This window comes from Thermostichus sp. MS-CIW-25, assembly GCF_054060015.1.
The window spans coordinates 23,612-38,311 of sequence record NZ_JBSSCS010000008.1; the positions used below are offsets into that span (position 1 = coordinate 23,612).

13 protein-coding genes are annotated in these 14,700 nt (G+C 59.0%); 4 read left to right on the forward strand and 9 right to left on the reverse strand.

What is annotated here, in order from left to right:
* Nucleotides 1-164 precede the first annotated feature (164 nt).
* Nucleotides 165-485 carry a hypothetical protein gene (locus ACVWZ1_RS04740; protein ID WP_457502673.1) on the forward strand — a complete coding sequence of 107 codons (321 nt, stop codon included), beginning with the start codon at nt 165-167 and terminating at the stop codon, nt 483-485.
* A gap of 13 nt (nt 486-498) precedes the next feature.
* On the opposite strand, the gene ACVWZ1_RS04745 is transcribed toward ACVWZ1_RS04740, so the two are convergent.
* Both ACVWZ1_RS04745 and ACVWZ1_RS04750 read right to left on the reverse strand, forming a co-directional pair.
* On the reverse strand, nt 499-2,379 hold the full coding sequence (locus ACVWZ1_RS04745) for an AMP-dependent synthetase/ligase (RefSeq protein ID WP_457502675.1): 1,881 nt from the start codon (nt 2,377-2,379) through the stop codon (nt 499-501).
* Nucleotides 2,380-2,663: 284 nt separating this feature from the next.
* The gene (locus ACVWZ1_RS04750; RefSeq protein WP_457502676.1) at nt 2,664-2,912 is read right to left on the reverse strand and encodes a hypothetical protein; all 249 of its coding nucleotides are present in this window, start codon (nt 2,910-2,912) and stop codon (nt 2,664-2,666) included.
* A gap of 90 nt (nt 2,913-3,002) precedes the next feature.
* Between ACVWZ1_RS04750 and ACVWZ1_RS04755 the strand changes: the two genes are divergently transcribed.
* Nucleotides 3,003-3,737 (forward strand): protein-L-isoaspartate(D-aspartate) O-methyltransferase, encoded by a 735-nt coding sequence (locus ACVWZ1_RS04755; protein WP_457465900.1) that lies wholly within the window; start codon nt 3,003-3,005, stop codon nt 3,735-3,737.
* Here ACVWZ1_RS04755 and ACVWZ1_RS04760 read toward each other — a convergent pair.
* On the reverse strand, nt 3,734-4,474 hold the full coding sequence (locus ACVWZ1_RS04760) for a glycerophosphodiester phosphodiesterase (RefSeq protein WP_414332228.1): 741 nt from the start codon (nt 4,472-4,474) through the stop codon (nt 3,734-3,736). The two genes, ACVWZ1_RS04755 and ACVWZ1_RS04760, sit on opposite strands and share 4 nt — an antisense overlap.
* A gap of 144 nt (nt 4,475-4,618) precedes the next feature.
* Here ACVWZ1_RS04760 and ACVWZ1_RS04765 point away from each other — a divergent pair, with 144 nt between their 5' ends.
* Nucleotides 4,619-4,804: a hypothetical protein gene (locus ACVWZ1_RS04765; protein ID WP_414344512.1), complete on the forward strand. Its 186-nt coding sequence runs from the start codon at nt 4,619-4,621 to the stop codon at nt 4,802-4,804.
* A gap of 4 nt (nt 4,805-4,808) precedes the next feature.
* Here ACVWZ1_RS04765 and ACVWZ1_RS04770 read toward each other — a convergent pair whose 3' ends face one another.
* From ACVWZ1_RS04770 to ACVWZ1_RS04785, 4 genes are all read right to left on the reverse strand, one after another.
* On the reverse strand, nt 4,809-5,330 hold the full coding sequence (locus tag ACVWZ1_RS04770) for a peroxiredoxin (protein WP_457502677.1): 522 nt from the start codon (nt 5,328-5,330) through the stop codon (nt 4,809-4,811).
* A 179-nt stretch (nt 5,331-5,509) separates the two neighbouring features.
* Entirely contained in the window at nt 5,510-5,968 is a 459-nt protein-coding gene (locus ACVWZ1_RS04775; RefSeq protein WP_457502679.1) for a GNAT family N-acetyltransferase, read from the reverse strand.
* Between the two features lie 1,294 nt (nt 5,969-7,262).
* Entirely contained in the window at nt 7,263-8,018 is a 756-nt protein-coding gene (locus ACVWZ1_RS04780) for a precorrin-2 C(20)-methyltransferase (protein ID WP_457473882.1), read from the reverse strand.
* Between the two features lie 8 nt (nt 8,019-8,026).
* Nucleotides 8,027-8,440, reverse strand: a complete 414-nt coding sequence (locus tag ACVWZ1_RS04785) for an STAS domain-containing protein (protein WP_457502680.1) — start codon at nt 8,438-8,440, stop codon at nt 8,027-8,029.
* Between the two features lie 296 nt (nt 8,441-8,736).
* On the opposite strand from ACVWZ1_RS04785, the gene ACVWZ1_RS04790 reads away from it, so the two are divergent.
* On the forward strand, nt 8,737-13,653 hold the full coding sequence (locus ACVWZ1_RS04790) for a translocation/assembly module TamB domain-containing protein (protein WP_457502681.1): 4,917 nt from the start codon (nt 8,737-8,739) through the stop codon (nt 13,651-13,653).
* Here the strand turns inward: ACVWZ1_RS04790 and ACVWZ1_RS04795 are convergent.
* Both ACVWZ1_RS04795 and ACVWZ1_RS04800 read right to left on the reverse strand, forming a co-directional pair.
* Nucleotides 13,622-14,230, reverse strand: coding sequence for a hypothetical protein (locus ACVWZ1_RS04795; RefSeq protein WP_457502682.1), 609 nt, complete (start codon nt 14,228-14,230; stop codon nt 13,622-13,624). The two genes, ACVWZ1_RS04790 and ACVWZ1_RS04795, sit on opposite strands and share 32 nt — an antisense overlap.
* Nucleotides 14,212-14,691 (reverse strand): CRR6 family NdhI maturation factor, encoded by a 480-nt coding sequence (locus ACVWZ1_RS04800; RefSeq protein ID WP_457502684.1) that lies wholly within the window; start codon nt 14,689-14,691, stop codon nt 14,212-14,214. Before ACVWZ1_RS04800 ends, ACVWZ1_RS04795 begins: the two co-directional genes overlap by 19 nt.
* Nucleotides 14,692-14,700: the final 9 nt, after the last annotated feature.

The following is a 14,700-nucleotide window of genomic DNA, read 5'->3' on the forward strand; positions in this document are numbered from 1 at the left end:
GCATCTTAATCCGGGAACAAAGCGGCTGAGGCGTTCTATCCAGATCCAGACGCTCCTTTCGTCCGTACTACCCTGAAGAAGGGACTCCCCGGACGGATTCCCTCTCAATCGATCCCTCGTTAACCCTCTTCGAGTTGTCTGTGCTCTGCACAGCACGGAGTGCTATGAAAGTGCAACACCTCTTCACCTTAGCTCTTGTGGGCGCAGCCCTCTCCAGTTTGAGCCTGCCCACCGCCGCTCTGGCCCAAGCCAACCTGCGGGAACTCCCTCCAGACCTGGCAGAACAGCTAACCACAGAGCAAATTTTGCAAGCCTGCGCCAACAACCAAGCAGATACTTTGCCCAGCCCTTTCCCGGATGTGGTGCCAAGCGATTGGGCCTACAAGGCAGTGCTTACCCTCTACTACTGTGGAGCCTACCGAGGGGCCATTCCACCGGAGCAATTCCGGCGCTACTTGGAGCAACAACGGGGATCCCAAACTTAGGTGGGCCTGCACCTCAAGCCGGATACATCTCCTGGATGAGGTGGGCATAGCGCTCAGCCACCGGGTTGCGCTTGATCTTCAGGGTCTGGGTCATAAGGCCGTTTTCCACGCTCAGCGGCTCCGGCAAGAAGCGAAAGTCGCTGACCTGCTCGTCGGGCCGGTAGCCAGGGCGTTCTTGGATGCGGCGGCGCACCTCCTGCAAAATCAAGGTGCGGGTCTGGGGCTGGGCCAGCAGCTCGGCATCCTCAGCCGGGATCCCTTGCTCGGCAGCCCAGGCTTTGAGGGCATCGAGGTTGGGGTAGATGAGGGCAGCCAATTTTTTTTGGTCTTGCCCGACGATCACGATCTGACTGATGTAAGGAGACTGCAGACAAGCATCTTCCAGCGGCTGGGGCTCGATGTTCTCCCCATTGAGTAGGACAATGACATCCTTGGCTCTGCCGGTGATCACCAGTTGCCCGTCGGGGGTGAGCCAGCCCAGATCCCCGGTTTCAAACCAGCCGTCGGAGCTGAGCACCTTGGCAGTGGCTTCCGGGTTGTTGTAGTAGCCCATCATCACCTGCGGGCCACGGGCCAGGATCAACCCCTTTTGGCCGGAGGGCAGGGGCTGTCGAGTTTCAGGATCCACAATGCGAAACTCCGTCCCCGGCAGAGGGGGGCCAGCCGTACCGCGCACATTGTTGTCTGGACGCCGCGCGCACAACACCGGCGAAGTTTCGGTGAGGCCGTAGCCATTCAAGATGGAAATGCCCACCACCTCGTAGAACAGATCCAAGTAGGCAGGCAGGGATCCACCGCCGCTGATGGCATGTTGAAAATTGGGGCCCAACGCCCGTCGTACCTTGCGGTAGATCAGCACATCGGCCAATCGGTGCAGGGGCCAGAGCAGCCAATGTTGCAGGCGAGCCTGCAGGCGCACCCAGGGGCTGACTCCGTAATGCAAAATCGACTGGTTGCGAGCTATCCGTCCAGAGAGCACATGGCTCTCACTCACGGCCATCAGAGCGCGGATCAGCCGCTGCATCAGGGGGCTTTTCTCTTTGAATTGCCGTTGGATCCCTTCATAAACGGTTTCCCAAATCCGCGGCACTGCCACCAGAAAATGGGGGTGCTCCTGTTGGAAATCTTGTTTGATAAAGCGAGGGCTGGTATAGACCAGCATGCAGGCACGGCTGAGGAGAAAATACTCGCAAGCCCGCTCATAGGAGTGCCAAGTGGGCAGAAGGGTCAACACCTTATTCCCCGGCTGTGGCTGTACAACCACGCCCAAGTTTTCCACCTGGTGCATCAGATTGCCGTGGCTGAGCATCACCCCCTTGGGCCGACCGGAAGTGCCGGAGGTGTAGATGATGGTGGCCAGTTGGGATCGCTCCAGCTTTGGGGGTTGGTAGGTGTGTTCCCGACCCTTTTGCAGCCATTGGGAAAAGTTCAGCACCCCTGCTTCCTGCTCATCGGAAAGCAACAGCAGCCGTTCCAGGCCCAGCTCCTGCACATCCGGCCGGATCCGCCTCAGGGTCTTCAGATCCTGAGCAATCAGGGCCGTGCTACCGGAGTGGCGCAAGATGTAGCCCAGCTCACTGGGATCCGCCACAGCGCTGCGGGGCACATTCACAGCTCCCGTGAACATCGTGGCCAGATCGGCCATCAGCCAGCGGGGGGAGTTATCGGCAAAAATGGCCACCCGATCCCCCGGGCAAATGCCCAAAGCCTGCAGGCCAGCCGCCAGGGTTTGAATGCGGCGAAACAGCTCTCCATAAGACATCTCGAAAACTGGCTGCGCGTGGGGATCCCGTAGGGCAACCTGACCGGCAAACTCTTCCGCCAGCACTTGCCAGACGTTCAGCAGCGTCGTCTCAGGGGCAGTGGGAGTAGCAGAAGCGGCAGCAGTTGTCATAGATCTGTACCGTAAATTACGTTTACAGTCTATTAAACCCAGCCTCTCTCCCCAGGTGTCGCTAGGACAGTTCCCAGCCTGTCACCCCATTCACCATCTTCCCCTTGCGGGGAAAAGGTAGGGATCAACACTATAAAATCTTGCGCTGGCAGAACCAGGGTGGTGATTGCTCGCCCCGGCAGATTGCGCACAAAACTTTACAATTTTGATCAAACCGGATCCCATATCTCCCATGGGGATCCCGGCTGTGAGCTTCATCTGAAGTTCCAGAAGGCCACGCAGGATCAGAACAAAGGCTCTTGGGGGTTTTGTTTCGCTTTTTCCATCTTCCCATTCGGCAACAATCTCTTCATCAAGTGGTGAAGTTTTGCCAAAAGTGAGCCAGGATTGGGGTAGGGCTCCACAGGCATCTTTTCCCTCACCCTTAGCTCTCTTTCAATTTCAATGAAAGAGACAGGGTTAAGCCATCCTCGCAGTATGTAGCAATTGTTTTCTGCCTCGCCGACAAAGGGAAGAGGCAGGCGGGGATCCATAAGCCCATAAAGCAAACAGCTGCGGTGTTATCCACAGCTTGAGCAGAGTCCAGATCTGAGCAGCTCATCGTTTCTGGAGGTTGTGTATCGGTGATCAACCCATTCTCATCCTTCCGGTGGAGACATTCTTCTCGCTCTCCAGCTGGGATCCCAGAAGTTGAACCTCAGCCCCCAGACGCTTCCGATCCTTTTGCTTCCCAACGGGAGCAGATGGTCAAGAAACAGCTCATCAAACGAGGGATCCGAGATCCACGGGTACTGGAAGCCATGGGAAAAGTGCCGCGTCACCTTTTTGTCCCCTCTGATCTGCGGGATCGGGCCTACAGGGATTGCCCTCTGCCCATCGGCTATGGCCAGACCATTTCTCAGCCCTATATTGTTGCTTTTATGACAGAAGCTGCTCGCCTCACGCCTGAATCGGTGGTGTTGGAAATCGGCACCGGCTCCGGCTATCAGGCGGCTGTTTTGGCAGAGCTGGCCCGGCAAGTGTATAGCCTGGAGCGTCTGTCCCCATTGGCTGCTCAAGCTCAACAAACCCTCGCTGCCCTGGGCTATGGCAACGTGGAAGTGCGTCAGGGGGATGGCTACCAAGGTTGGCCAGAGCATGCTCCCTACGATGCCATTCTGGTGACGGCAGCGCCCCCAACTGTGCCCATGGTGCTGCTGGATCAACTGGCGGTGGGGGGCACCTTGGTGGTGCCGGTGGGAGAAAGCCCTTCGGACTCCGGTGCCCAGGGATCCCAGTCCTTGCTGATCCTCTGCAAAACAGCCCAAGGATGGGTTCAAAAAGGGGCTTTTCCGGTGCAGTTTGTGCCCATGGTCTAGGGTTTTGCCCCCTCTACTCCTGCCAAAAGGTGGGCGCGAATTTGCAAAGCCAATTGGGGACGGTCGGTAATCAACCCTTGAACAACGGGATTTTGTCCTACTGAGCCGGCAAATGGCTGCAAGCACAACTTCATCACTTCAGGATCGTTCACCGTCCAAACGTACAGAGGGATCCCGGCCTGTTCAGCTTCAGCCAAGAACTGCAAGTTCACCCAACTGTAGTGGGGGGCCAGAAAATCCGCTCCCAACTCCCGGCAACGGGTAAGTAAAGATCCCTTGGCTTGCTCCTCAGCCTTTGCCTCGATCAACAGGCCAACCTTGGGTTGCGGGGACAAAAGCGTTTTAACCCGCTGCACCACCTGAGGCAAAAAAGAGGTGATCACAAATTCTTCGGGGGTCAAAATATCGCTAACGAGGGCAAGGACTTGTTCCTCATAGCCTGCTTCTTTGAGTTCGATATCGAGGGTGATCTTGCCCTTGATATGTGACAGGGTCTCTTCAAGAGTGGGAATCGTGGGTTTGCGGGCCCGAATCTCGGCCCAAGTTAATGCGGCCAAAGGCTGTCCATCCAAATCGGCATCGTGAACAACCAGTGGGATCCCATCTCGGCTACAGCGCACATCCAGCTCAATTTGCTCGGCCCCCACCTCAATAGCGGCAGCAAAAGCGGCCAACGTGTTTTCCTCGGCGTGGGTGTGCTCCCCACGGTGGGCGACAATCTGGGTGTAGGGGAGCATGTCAGCACCTCTGAAGCGGGGTTGAGTGCCAGGTTGCGCAGCTCTATTATGATTGGCTCTCGGTGGTTCAGAAAGGGATCCCAGCAGGCGACACTCCCCCAGCGGAAGCGATAAGCTAGGAGAGTCAATTAGGTCTCTGAAGCTATGGACGCCGCCGAAATTGCCGCCTTGAAAGAGCGCATCAAGCTAATCCGCGAACGCCGGCCAGCGGTAGCCAAGCTGTTGGAAAAGCCAGACTTGGGCAGCTTGCGCGTGGATGTCAACCAAGCGCTGGAGGAGATCGACGAGTTGCTCTACGAGTTCGAGCAGACTTTTGGCCCGGAAAGCTAGAGGGCTAGCTACCGACAAGCCGTTGCAACTGGGCCAGAACCTCAGCGCTGTGGCGGCTGGGGTTCACGATTGGGTCGATTTCTCGCAAAATCCCCTCGGGGTCGATCAAGAACGTATTGCGCAGGGCAACATCGCCCATCCAGGATCCGTAGGCTCGACTGACCGTGCCGTCGGGATCCGACAGCAAAGGAAACTGTAGCCCCTCTGCCGAGCAAAAGCGCCTGTGAGAGTCCACCGAGTCAGCGCTCACGCCCACAACCTGTGCCCCCATGGCCCGGAACTTGGGCAAATCTTGCTGAAAGCGGCGGGCCTCAATCGTACAGCCGGAAGTGAAGTCGCGGGGGTAAAAATACAACACCACCCACTCCCCCCGAAAATCCGCCAGCCGCCGTATTTGCCCGGATTGATCTGGCAATGCGAACTCCGGCGCAGGAGAACCTATCGGCGGGAGAGGGGTAGTCCCCCACTGGGCCCAGGCAGGCTGAGCCATCCCAAAGCCCACAAGCAGGCCCACAACCAATCCCATGAAAACCCTGCCCAATTCCCTCACTGCCCCTCCGAGACCTCTCTAGAACCCATCTCTAGTTTACATAACTTTATATGAGTCCAGGAACTCGCCTCACTGCGCAGAAGCAAGCCAGCGGGGTGGGAAGCATCTCCACTCTGCCAGCTCACTGTTGCCGCTTTGCCAATTCCTTTGCCAATTCAAGGTAACCACTTGCAGAGCAAAAGCTGCGGAGGGATCCCCAACCATCGCCAGAGTTGAGAGGTGCGTTCGATGGGGGTATAGCGCAGTTGAGCGTACAGTTGCCGCGCGGGGAGATTGTCTTCCAACACGTGCAGGTGCAAACGGCGGTAGCCCCACCCTTGCACCACTTCTTCGGCACTGAGCAAAAGCAGACGGGCAATTCCTCGCCGCCGCCAGCCGGGCAGCACCGCCAAGTTGGAGAGGTAGGGATACTTCCCGTGGGCTGTGACCCGCAAAGAGATCTCGGCAGTGCCCACCACTTCGGATCCCACCGCAGCTGCCAGACAGCAGTAGTAGGGATCCCTTGTGGCCAGCCTGAGGCGCAACTCTTCGCGAATGCCCAGCTTGCGAATTGGGTAGATCCAGCGTTGCAGACCTGAGGGGGGATGAAAAACCTGGGCTAGAACTTCGGCCAAGGGATCCAGATCATTCGATGTAGCTGGGTAAACTACGGGGGAAGGCAACACAGGTTGAGATAGGGCAACCGCAAGCATTCTCCTTATTTTCCCAAACAACTTGCAAACAACAAAACAATAAGTGGTGACCCCCACGGGGAGCCACCACTGAACCGGTAGAACTTGGCCACAGGGAGGAAAACCACCCCTGCCGACGCGGACTAACCGCATCCAAGACTTAACTAAGACTTATTCAGTTGTCTTAACTTGTTTCCAATTTCTAGGCCAGCGCCAGTGGCCGCTCCGACACCAGAATCTGACTCTGAGGTTTACGATGAGATCTCCAGATCGCTAAAACGGCAGGCTGAGCCGTTGATGCGATAGATATCATCCGTGATGGGCTGGTAACCCACTTCCACCAGATCGGACTTGGCAGGAGCAAATATGCGGATAATTGCTCTAGCAATCTTTGAGAGAAAGGTAAACATAGCAACCTCCTGAAAGTGAGAGTGAAACTATGAACTGAGAGAACCTCGAATTGCTAAAGCCCGCAGTCCTTGTCCCACTGAGCGCTGGTTCCGACTCGCAGAGCTTGCAGGTTGAGAGCACCTGAACCCGATCACCGATTTTCCCACCCTGACTCGCTCATGAATGGAGACTCAAAATAGCCGGCTGAGCTTGTTGATCTGGCAAAACCACTTTTATTTGAGGATTATTTGAGGAACACCTAGAGCGCTCTCTCACTTTCCCAGTGGCTTGTGCAGCAAGCCCAACTGCTATCTGCCTAACTCCCTTGTTCTGCTTTGAGGAAAACCTGTCGTAGGTACCAGGTGCTCTGCTGAGCGAGACAACCACTTCTCAGGAGAGTCTGCCGAAGCAACGGATCGGAAGCTTGGATCAAAGCGTTGACCGACAGAGAATTTTGGACTTGAATTTTGGATTTGATTCAATCGAGAAGCGGTGCCTCGCATTTGAGATGGGGATGAGATATTATCCTCCTCGCCTGAATCACTACATTCATAATCTAACCTATAGCCGATCTCTCAACCCAGGTTGGCAACTATTCTTAACAGGTCGGATCATTCCTTTAACTTGGTCTTTTCATCTCTTTTTGATGTAGGTCAACGCAAGGATCCTAAGGATGCTGGACTGGGTTTCCTTGACATCTTTCCGGCACAAGATACCTGCTTTTTTGGGGAAACAAGCCGGCTCGGTACGGGACTTAAGCTCAATGGAAACACACGCAAAAAAATACCGACCAACCCCTGCTTCGGGCTGAATCGCCGGAAAAAACTCATTCCCTATCCTAGAAAACTCAATCCAGCCGCAGCCCGTTTTCTGGGTTAAGACAATCTTTATTCCGGGGCCGAGAGCGCAGGATCAAGAGGGAAAAGTAGGGGGGCTGGTAGTCGGCCAGTCCTTCCAGGGTGGGGAAGAGGGTTTGCTGGGGCCAGCCGGCCCAGACCACCAAGCTGGCTTGTTGCAGCCAACCTCTTTCGGCCAGCCACTGCCAAACCTGAGGGTAGACAGAGGCCACTTTCATGAGGACGACTACCTCAGCCCAGGCACAAGCCTGCTCCAGTTCCGAGAGGGCAAACAGAGCCGGTAAAATCGCCAATTTCTCGGAGCCGAGCACCAAGGGGGATCCCAGGGCAGCAGCAGCGGCTAAGGGAGAGCACACCCCCGGTATGGCCTGGATGGGCAAGGCGGGGATCCGCTGCCGCAGGGCTTGGGCCACGTAGGCGAAGGTGCTGTAGAGGCCCACGTCTCCCTCACAGATGAAGGCGACATCTTCTCCCCTTTCTAGGAGTGGGGCTAGTTGCTGGGCAGCCACTCGCCAGGCAGCTTGCAGGACTTCCGGCTGGGTGACAAAGGGCAGGCGAAGCGGCAAGAGGGTTTGTTCCGGTCGCAGCCAAGGGCGCACAATCTGATAGGCCAGGCCCGGCTGGCCGGCGGCATTTTGGGGACAGGCCACCCAGTTGACCGTGCTGAGGATGCGGGCTGCTTTGACCGTTATCCAGTCGGGATCCCCTGCTCCAGCACTGATCCCCCAAAAGGTTCCCAGACCCATACTGTGTATCAGACGGTCTCTGTACTGCCCGTACTTCCTTCCTTCAGGCGATCCAAGGCTTCCTGCAAGGAGTTGCGCAAAGACAGGAACTTCTCCAGGCGCACCAGCTTCACCGTTTGGGTGATGCGGGGATTGCTCACCACCTGAAAGACACCCGCACGGCTCTGCACCAGCTTGGCCAATTGCACCAGGGCGCCGACGCCAGAGCTATCGATGAAGTCGATCCCTGTCAAATCCAAGATGAGGTTAGGGGATCCCTCTTCTAAATACTTGGTGACCACCTTAACAAAGACCGGCTCGGAAAAGGCATCCAGAAGGCCGGTCAGGTGAAAGACCTGGCAGTTTTCCAGCGCTTCGTGGCTGCCGCGCAAGCTGACCGTCAGAGATAGGGGTTCCGGAATGGCTCTTCTCCTTTCAACCATCTCGACAGAAGGGAACACCTGAGAGAGGCCCCAAGGTGGGTTCAATCTCGGGTGTGGAGATAGCTTAGCATCCCCGTTCTCTTCGCGAGACGGTATTTTTCCGCTGGGTCTTTGGGGGAATTACGCCTGGGAGCAGGGATTTCTTCTTTCTGTTCCCTCGTGGCAAGCCAGGAGTCCTTGGGTAGGATGGGGGCAACTTTGCCGGCAGGGCCGACCTGCAATGCACGAACGGCTTTTGGCAGCCTGACAGGTTTTTAAGGGGTGGGCGGTTGGGAGAAGATCACCGAGATCCAGAGATGCAGCAGCGACAATTCAACCTTTCCCCCGGCGCTTTGGCTTGGGTGGGGGCAGGGCTGGGTTTGGGCTTAACGGCTGCAGCTTTTGGGGCAGCTTGGGGGGCTGCGGCTTATCTTCAAACTCAGGTGCTGCCCCAGGTGGAGGATGTTCTATCTCAGGCGATGCGGCGGCGGGTGGAGTTGGGGGAGGTGAGGTTTCTGTCCCCTTGGCAGGTGAGTTTGGGAGAAAGCCGCATTGAGCATTTGGCCACCATCGGCTCCATCGACCTCAGCCCCGATTTCTGGACTTGGCTGCGGACGGGGGAACGGGTGCTCAATGTTACCTTAAATCGGCCACAACTGCTGCTGATGGAAACGCTGGATCGCGGCTGGGCGGATGTTCAGTTTCAACTGCCGGAAGGGGAAGGGGAGGGATCCCTGCCCTTGCATGGGCTGAACATCCGTTTGCGCCAGGGATCCCTGACGGCCATTCCTTTGGTGGGGGAGCGGCGGCAGTTTGACCAGTTGCAGGCCCAGGTGCAGGTGTGGCTGCCCCACAATGCCCCGCCAGGAGAGGAGGATCTTTTCGGGGGGCGGGCCAGTTTCCAGGCGGCAGCCCGGTTGCGCCCTAAGGACTCTGCACCGCTGACGCGCCTGGAGGGGAGGAGGGGATACCCGCTGCAGCTCAGGGGGGTGGCGGATTTCGCCCAGGCTTCCGGTTCGGTGTCGCTTTCTGCAGACCGCCTGCCTTTGGATCTCTTGCCCAGCGTCGTGCCGGCAGACCCTTTTGCCGAGGTGCAGGGGGAAACCGGCTTGGCTCTCCAGGTGCTCTGGCGGCGGGATCAACCGCTGGAGTTGACGGGGCAGGCCCAGGTTCAACAGGCTCGGCTGGGGCTGGAGATGCTGCCGCATCCCTTTGAAGAGGTGAACGGCTCCGTTGGCTTTACCTTGCAGGGGCTGGAGCTGCAGGGAGTCAGCGGTCGTTTGGGTCAGCTTTCCTTCACAGAGCTGAAAGGCCCTGTGGACTGGAGCCAGGGGCAGGGGTTTGGTTTGCAGGCGGAACTGGTGCCGGCCAGTCTTCAACAGATCCAAGAGACGTTTGACGTGACTGGCCTGCCGGTGGCGGTGGAGGGGGTGGTGGGGGGATCCGTAACGGTCACCGGCCCCTTGGATCGGCCACAGATTCGGGGACAGTTGCGGGGGCTTTCGCCGGGGCGGGTGGATCGCCTGCCGGTGTCGGAGTATGCCTTTGGCTTCCACTTTGCGGATCAAACCTTGACTTTTGAGGCAATCGACCTAAGGGCGGCGGGGGGTCGCATTCAGGGATCCGGCCAATTGCAATGGGCTGCTGGCTTGGCGGGCCAGTTCCAACTGCAGGTGACGGGGATGGATGCGGAGCAGGTGCTGGCTTTCTACGGGGGAGACTTGCCGCGCCGGGGCGCTCTTCCTTGGGTGGGGCCGGTTTCCGCGCAAGTGCAGGTGACGCTGACGGGATCCCAACCTCAGGTAGAGGCCACCTGGGCAACCCAAGGGGGAGAGATCGCCGGAAGAGGGCAGCTCCAGCTCTTGCCAGAGGCTGACGGTTGGGTGGTGGAGGTGCCTCAGGCAGTCTTGGCTGTAGAAGGAGGGCAGGCGCAGGTGGCGGGGCGGTGGGCAGGAGGGCAAGTGCAAGCCCAGGTGAGCCCCCAGAATGTGCCGCTGGCTTTCTTCAACCCCCAATGGACGGGATCCCTCTCAGGAGCCCTCACGGCGCAGGTGAACACGGCTGAGGTGTCGGAGCTGGCCTTTTTGGGGGCGCTGCGGGCGCAGGGCTCGGTGATCCTGTCGCAGCCTCTGGGAGAGGCAAGGGGCCAGGTGGCCTGGGATGGGGCGGGCCTAGTGATCCAAGAAGGTGAGATCTTGGCCGACGCAACTCGGCTGGCCGGCATACGGGGGCGGATCCCGGTGGATCCTCAAACCCTGCAGGTGGGATCCCTGGATTTGGCCTTGGCTGTGGATGGGGTTTCCTTGGCAGAAGTGCCCGGCCTGCCACCCTTGGTGGAGGGGGTGCTGCAAGGTTCGGGGCAGATTCGGGGATCCCTGGACAACCTAGAGGTGGAGGGAGAGGCTCGGCTCCAGGGCCTCAGCATAGCAGGAGTTGAATTTGAAGACTTGGCCGGATCCTTCCAGGGGTCTGCTCGAGGGGTAGAGGTGGATCTCCAGGGACAGCAGGACAGGCTGGCGTTGCAGTTGGATCCCCAGTTGCAGCCTTTGCAATTTCAAGTCCGGCGAGGGGAGGCGGAGGCAGTAGGTCAACGACAGCAGGAACAGCTCCAGGTGACGGTGAATCGGCTGCCGCTGGCTTTGCTGGGGGGCTTAGCTGCCGGGCCGTGGGCCAGCCTACAGGGGAACCTCGATGGGGAGGTGGCAGTTGACCTGGCGAGTGGTGCTGCCCAAGGACGGGCTGCGGTAGCGGATCTGCAGTGGGGAGGGATGAAAGTGCAGGGCTTCTCGGTGGATTTTGACTACCAGACTGCGGGCGACTCCGGCTCTCCCCGGCTGACCATTGCTCAAGCCCAACTGGATTTGTTCGAGAGCACCTATACGGCTAGGGGCACCTTAGAGCTGCCTGCAACTCTTCTGCAAGCCGGTTTGGATCCCACCTTGGCGGCTCTCGCTCCCCAAATTGACCTAGAGATCAGCACCCATCAAGGTCGGCTAGAAGATATCATCTCCGCCTTCAAGTGGCGGCAGTGGCGCGACCTCACCACCCGGGGTTTCCAATTGCCCCCCTTGGGCCCTGCCTCGGTGTTGGAGACCGATCCGGTTGGTTTGCCCAACCATCCTCTCCTGGAGCAGCTAGAGTACTATGCCCAGATCCTGGCCGCCCACCTGGAGACTCTGGCCAGCCGCATGGATCCGCTGTTCGCGTCAGCGGTGCGGAGCACTTTCCCGCCGCCCACGAGTCTGCGAGGGGAGTTTCAGGGCAGCTTGAGTATTGCCGGCAACCTTGCCCAGCCCCGTGTCAGCTTTCAACTGGAGGGCCGGAATTGGCAAGCCGAGGAGTTTGGCATTGAAACCCTCACTGCGGTCGGCAGCCTTGTCGTTCCCACAAGCGGTGCGGAGGGAGCAGTGGTGCTGGAGCCGCTGCTGTTGCGCAGTGGAGAGCGGCAAGCCCTGTTCTCCGGCAGGCTGGGGCTGGAGGAGCAGTCGGGATCCCTGCAAATTCAAGGATTTCCTCTGGCTTTGCTGGATCGCTTCTTGCCGGAGGAGCTGGAGCTGCAGGGGGATCTCAACCTGGATGTGGAGCTGGCCGGCAACCTGCGGGATCCCCGTGCCACCGGATCCCTGACGGTGGTCAACGCCCAGATTAACCAAGTGCCCCTGCGGGAGGTGGCGGGACAATTCGACTACCAACAAGGACAACTGCGCTTGAAGAGCACTCTTCTCGCCAACGGCGACGAGCCAATCCGCATTGCCGGCTTGGTGCCCTACACCTTGCCCTTCGCCGATCGCGACAGCGGGACGGAGTCCTTAGTTCAAGCCAAAGAGGATCAGATCGACCTGAGCTTACAGGCTGAGAACGGCGGCCTGCGCTTGATCAATCTCCTCACCGACCAAGTGCGCTGGGAAGGCGGCCAAAGCCAACTGGAGCTGACCATCCGCGGCACCTTACGAGAGCCCAGCCTACAGGGGAACTTGAGCGTCAACTCCGGGATCCTCAAGCTGGCAGCCCTACCGGAACCCATCACCGACCTGACAGGCCAGATTGCTTTTAACCTCAATCAACTGCAAGTCCAGGAGCTGCGCGGACAGTTGGGGGAGGGATCCCTGGTGGCCAGAGGCGTTTTGCCCATCAACTCTCGCGGAGCTTTGCAAGAAGGAGAAGCTCTGCAGCCGCTGAGCCTGCAGCTCCAAGGGATCCGCCTGAACTTGCCCAATCTCTACACGGGCCGCCTGGAAGGAGAAGTGGTGGTGGGGGGGCTGCTCCTGCGACCGTTGATTGAAGGTCGTTTAGAGGTTTCCGAGGGGATTGTGGATGTAAGCCCTCGCCCTGAGCCACCCACCGCAACAGAGGCGGCTGAGGACTCTGCACCGCCGACGTTCGCGACAGCCCTACCCTTTTGGCAGCCGCGGTTGAATGGGCTGGAGCTGGCCTTGGGATCCCGGATCCGGGTGCAGCGGCCTAACTTGTTTGAATTCAATGCTTCCGGCACCTTGCGCCTTTTCGGCACCCCCCAAGATCCGCGCCCGGCAGGCACCATCACTCTGGAGCGAGGCCGGGTCAGCCTGCCCATCGCCAACTTTCGCTTGGATCGCTCCCGCCCCAACACCGCCACCTTCGACTTGGACAACCCCTTTGATCCCTTCTTAAACCTGCGCTTGATGACCCAAGCCTTCGAGGTGTACCGCTTCCCCCAAGATCTTTCCCCCTTCGACACCAACCGCAACCTGCCGGGATCCCAGCAGAGCATCGATATTTTTGCCACGGTCAACGGGCGGGCCAGCCAACTTGCCGAGGCGGATCCCCGCAATGGAGTTCTGTCCCTTTCCAGCAGCCCCAGCCGCTCCCCGGAAGAGATCGTCGCCCTGTTGGGGGGAACGGCTTTGGCCCAACTCAATCCAGAGGCAGGGGTGGCCGGGCTGGCGGGAACGGCCCTGCTCAGCGAGCTGCAGGAAGCTCTGCGGGATACCCTTGGCCTGGATGAAATTCGCCTCAGCCCCATCCCCCAGATCGATACCCGCGCTCCCAACCGTTCTTCAGTGGGGCTGGCCCTGGAGGTGGCCCGAGATCTGGGGCCGGCCACTTCCCTCTCGCTGCAGCGGAACTTGACGGATCCCTTCCAGCCCACCCGCTACAGCGCCCGCTACCGCTTCAACGAGCAAACCCTCACCCGCGCCAGTACCGATTTTGAGGGCAACAATGTCATTTCCATCGAGTTTGAGACCCGCTTCTAGCAGGATCCGCTCCGGCCAGATTGAAAATGGTTTTACCAGCGTCGCAGAGCGATAGAGCATCTGTATCCCAAAGGATCTGGCCATCAGGAGCCATCCTCCCCAACACCGGCATTCCCACTTGGGCTGCCAGGCGTGGGATCAAAGCTGCATCCAGCTCTGCCAAAGCCTGGGGATCCCCAGTTTCGGGCAGGGATCCAACCAGCACCCATCCCAAACCACGGGCCCTGGCTTGGCGTAACAGGGCGGCAAAAGCAGCACCTTGGCTCAGGGCGGCCTCCCGTTGCAACGTCAACAGCAAGCTCAACCCCCACGCATGGGCTAGATCGGCCCAGGTTTGGCCTGGCCCTATGGGATCGGCAACGCTGCCCGGCAAAACCAGTAGGGGCTCTCTCTCTCCTGCCCACTCGGAGATCTGTTGCCAGAGAGCCTTGAGCTGAGCTTCCGAAGGGGTGGGATCCACACTGAGCCGGCCCCAAGGGCGTTGAACCACCTGCTGCCAAGCGTCGGCCACTGCCGTAGCTCCCGGGATCCCCGGCCAGGTGTCGGCCACCATCACCTTCATGGCTCTGCCTCCCATAGGGCGAGAAACTCCGGCTGGATCTCGAAGCCAAACACCAAAGCCATATCCCGCAGCATGGAGACGGATCCCAGGTTCTGCTGCTTGAACCACCGCATCAACACAAAGATCTTCTGGTAGACGAAGATCTCCAACGCTTCTGGGTTGTAAACAATGCCCTCCCGAGGGTTGAATTGGTGGGGCACCATCATAGCCGCGTAACGGGCCAGTTCTCCTTGACGCCAATTGAGGAAGTAGGGCATCCAGGGGTAGACCGTATCCCACCGAATAAACCACAGGCGCACCTCCGGGATCTCGGACAGCTCCCGCGGATCCTCAGGGCTGCGCGGCCAATCGATGGCGCATTGCACCTGCTGGGCAGCACGCACGGGATCCGCCATCAGGGTTTTCACCAGCTCATGGCCGGGGGTGAGATCCAGAGTTTGAATGGCCTTGGCGGGAAGGTAGAAGGTAATCGGCACAGCGACACG

What these genes read in the sequence shown, in the direction of transcription:
- ACVWZ1_RS04780 (WP_457473882.1), bottom strand. Translation starts at nt 8,018, where the DNA reads ATGGGTCTGGGAACCTTTTGGGGGATCAGTGCTGGAGCAGGGGATCCC.
- ACVWZ1_RS04765 (WP_414344512.1), top strand. Translation starts at nt 4,619, where the DNA reads ATGGACGCCGCCGAAATTGCCGCCTTGAAAGAGCGCATCAAGCTAATC.
- ACVWZ1_RS04795 (WP_457502682.1), bottom strand. Translation starts at nt 14,230, where the DNA reads ATGGGAGGCAGAGCCATGAAGGTGATGGTGGCCGACACCTGGCCGGGG.
- ACVWZ1_RS04745 (WP_457502675.1), bottom strand. Translation starts at nt 2,379, where the DNA reads ATGACAACTGCTGCCGCTTCTGCTACTCCCACTGCCCCTGAGACGACG.
- ACVWZ1_RS04790 (WP_457502681.1), top strand. Translation starts at nt 8,737, where the DNA reads ATGCAGCAGCGACAATTCAACCTTTCCCCCGGCGCTTTGGCTTGGGTG.
- ACVWZ1_RS04770 (WP_457502677.1), bottom strand. Translation starts at nt 5,330, where the DNA reads ATGGGATTGGTTGTGGGCCTGCTTGTGGGCTTTGGGATGGCTCAGCCT.
- ACVWZ1_RS04740 (WP_457502673.1), top strand. Translation starts at nt 165, where the DNA reads ATGAAAGTGCAACACCTCTTCACCTTAGCTCTTGTGGGCGCAGCCCTC.
- ACVWZ1_RS04750 (WP_457502676.1), bottom strand. Translation starts at nt 2,912, where the DNA reads ATGGATCCCCGCCTGCCTCTTCCCTTTGTCGGCGAGGCAGAAAACAAT.
- ACVWZ1_RS04785 (WP_457502680.1), bottom strand. Translation starts at nt 8,440, where the DNA reads ATGGTTGAAAGGAGAAGAGCCATTCCGGAACCCCTATCTCTGACGGTC.
- ACVWZ1_RS04760 (WP_414332228.1), bottom strand. Translation starts at nt 4,474, where the DNA reads ATGCTCCCCTACACCCAGATTGTCGCCCACCGTGGGGAGCACACCCAC.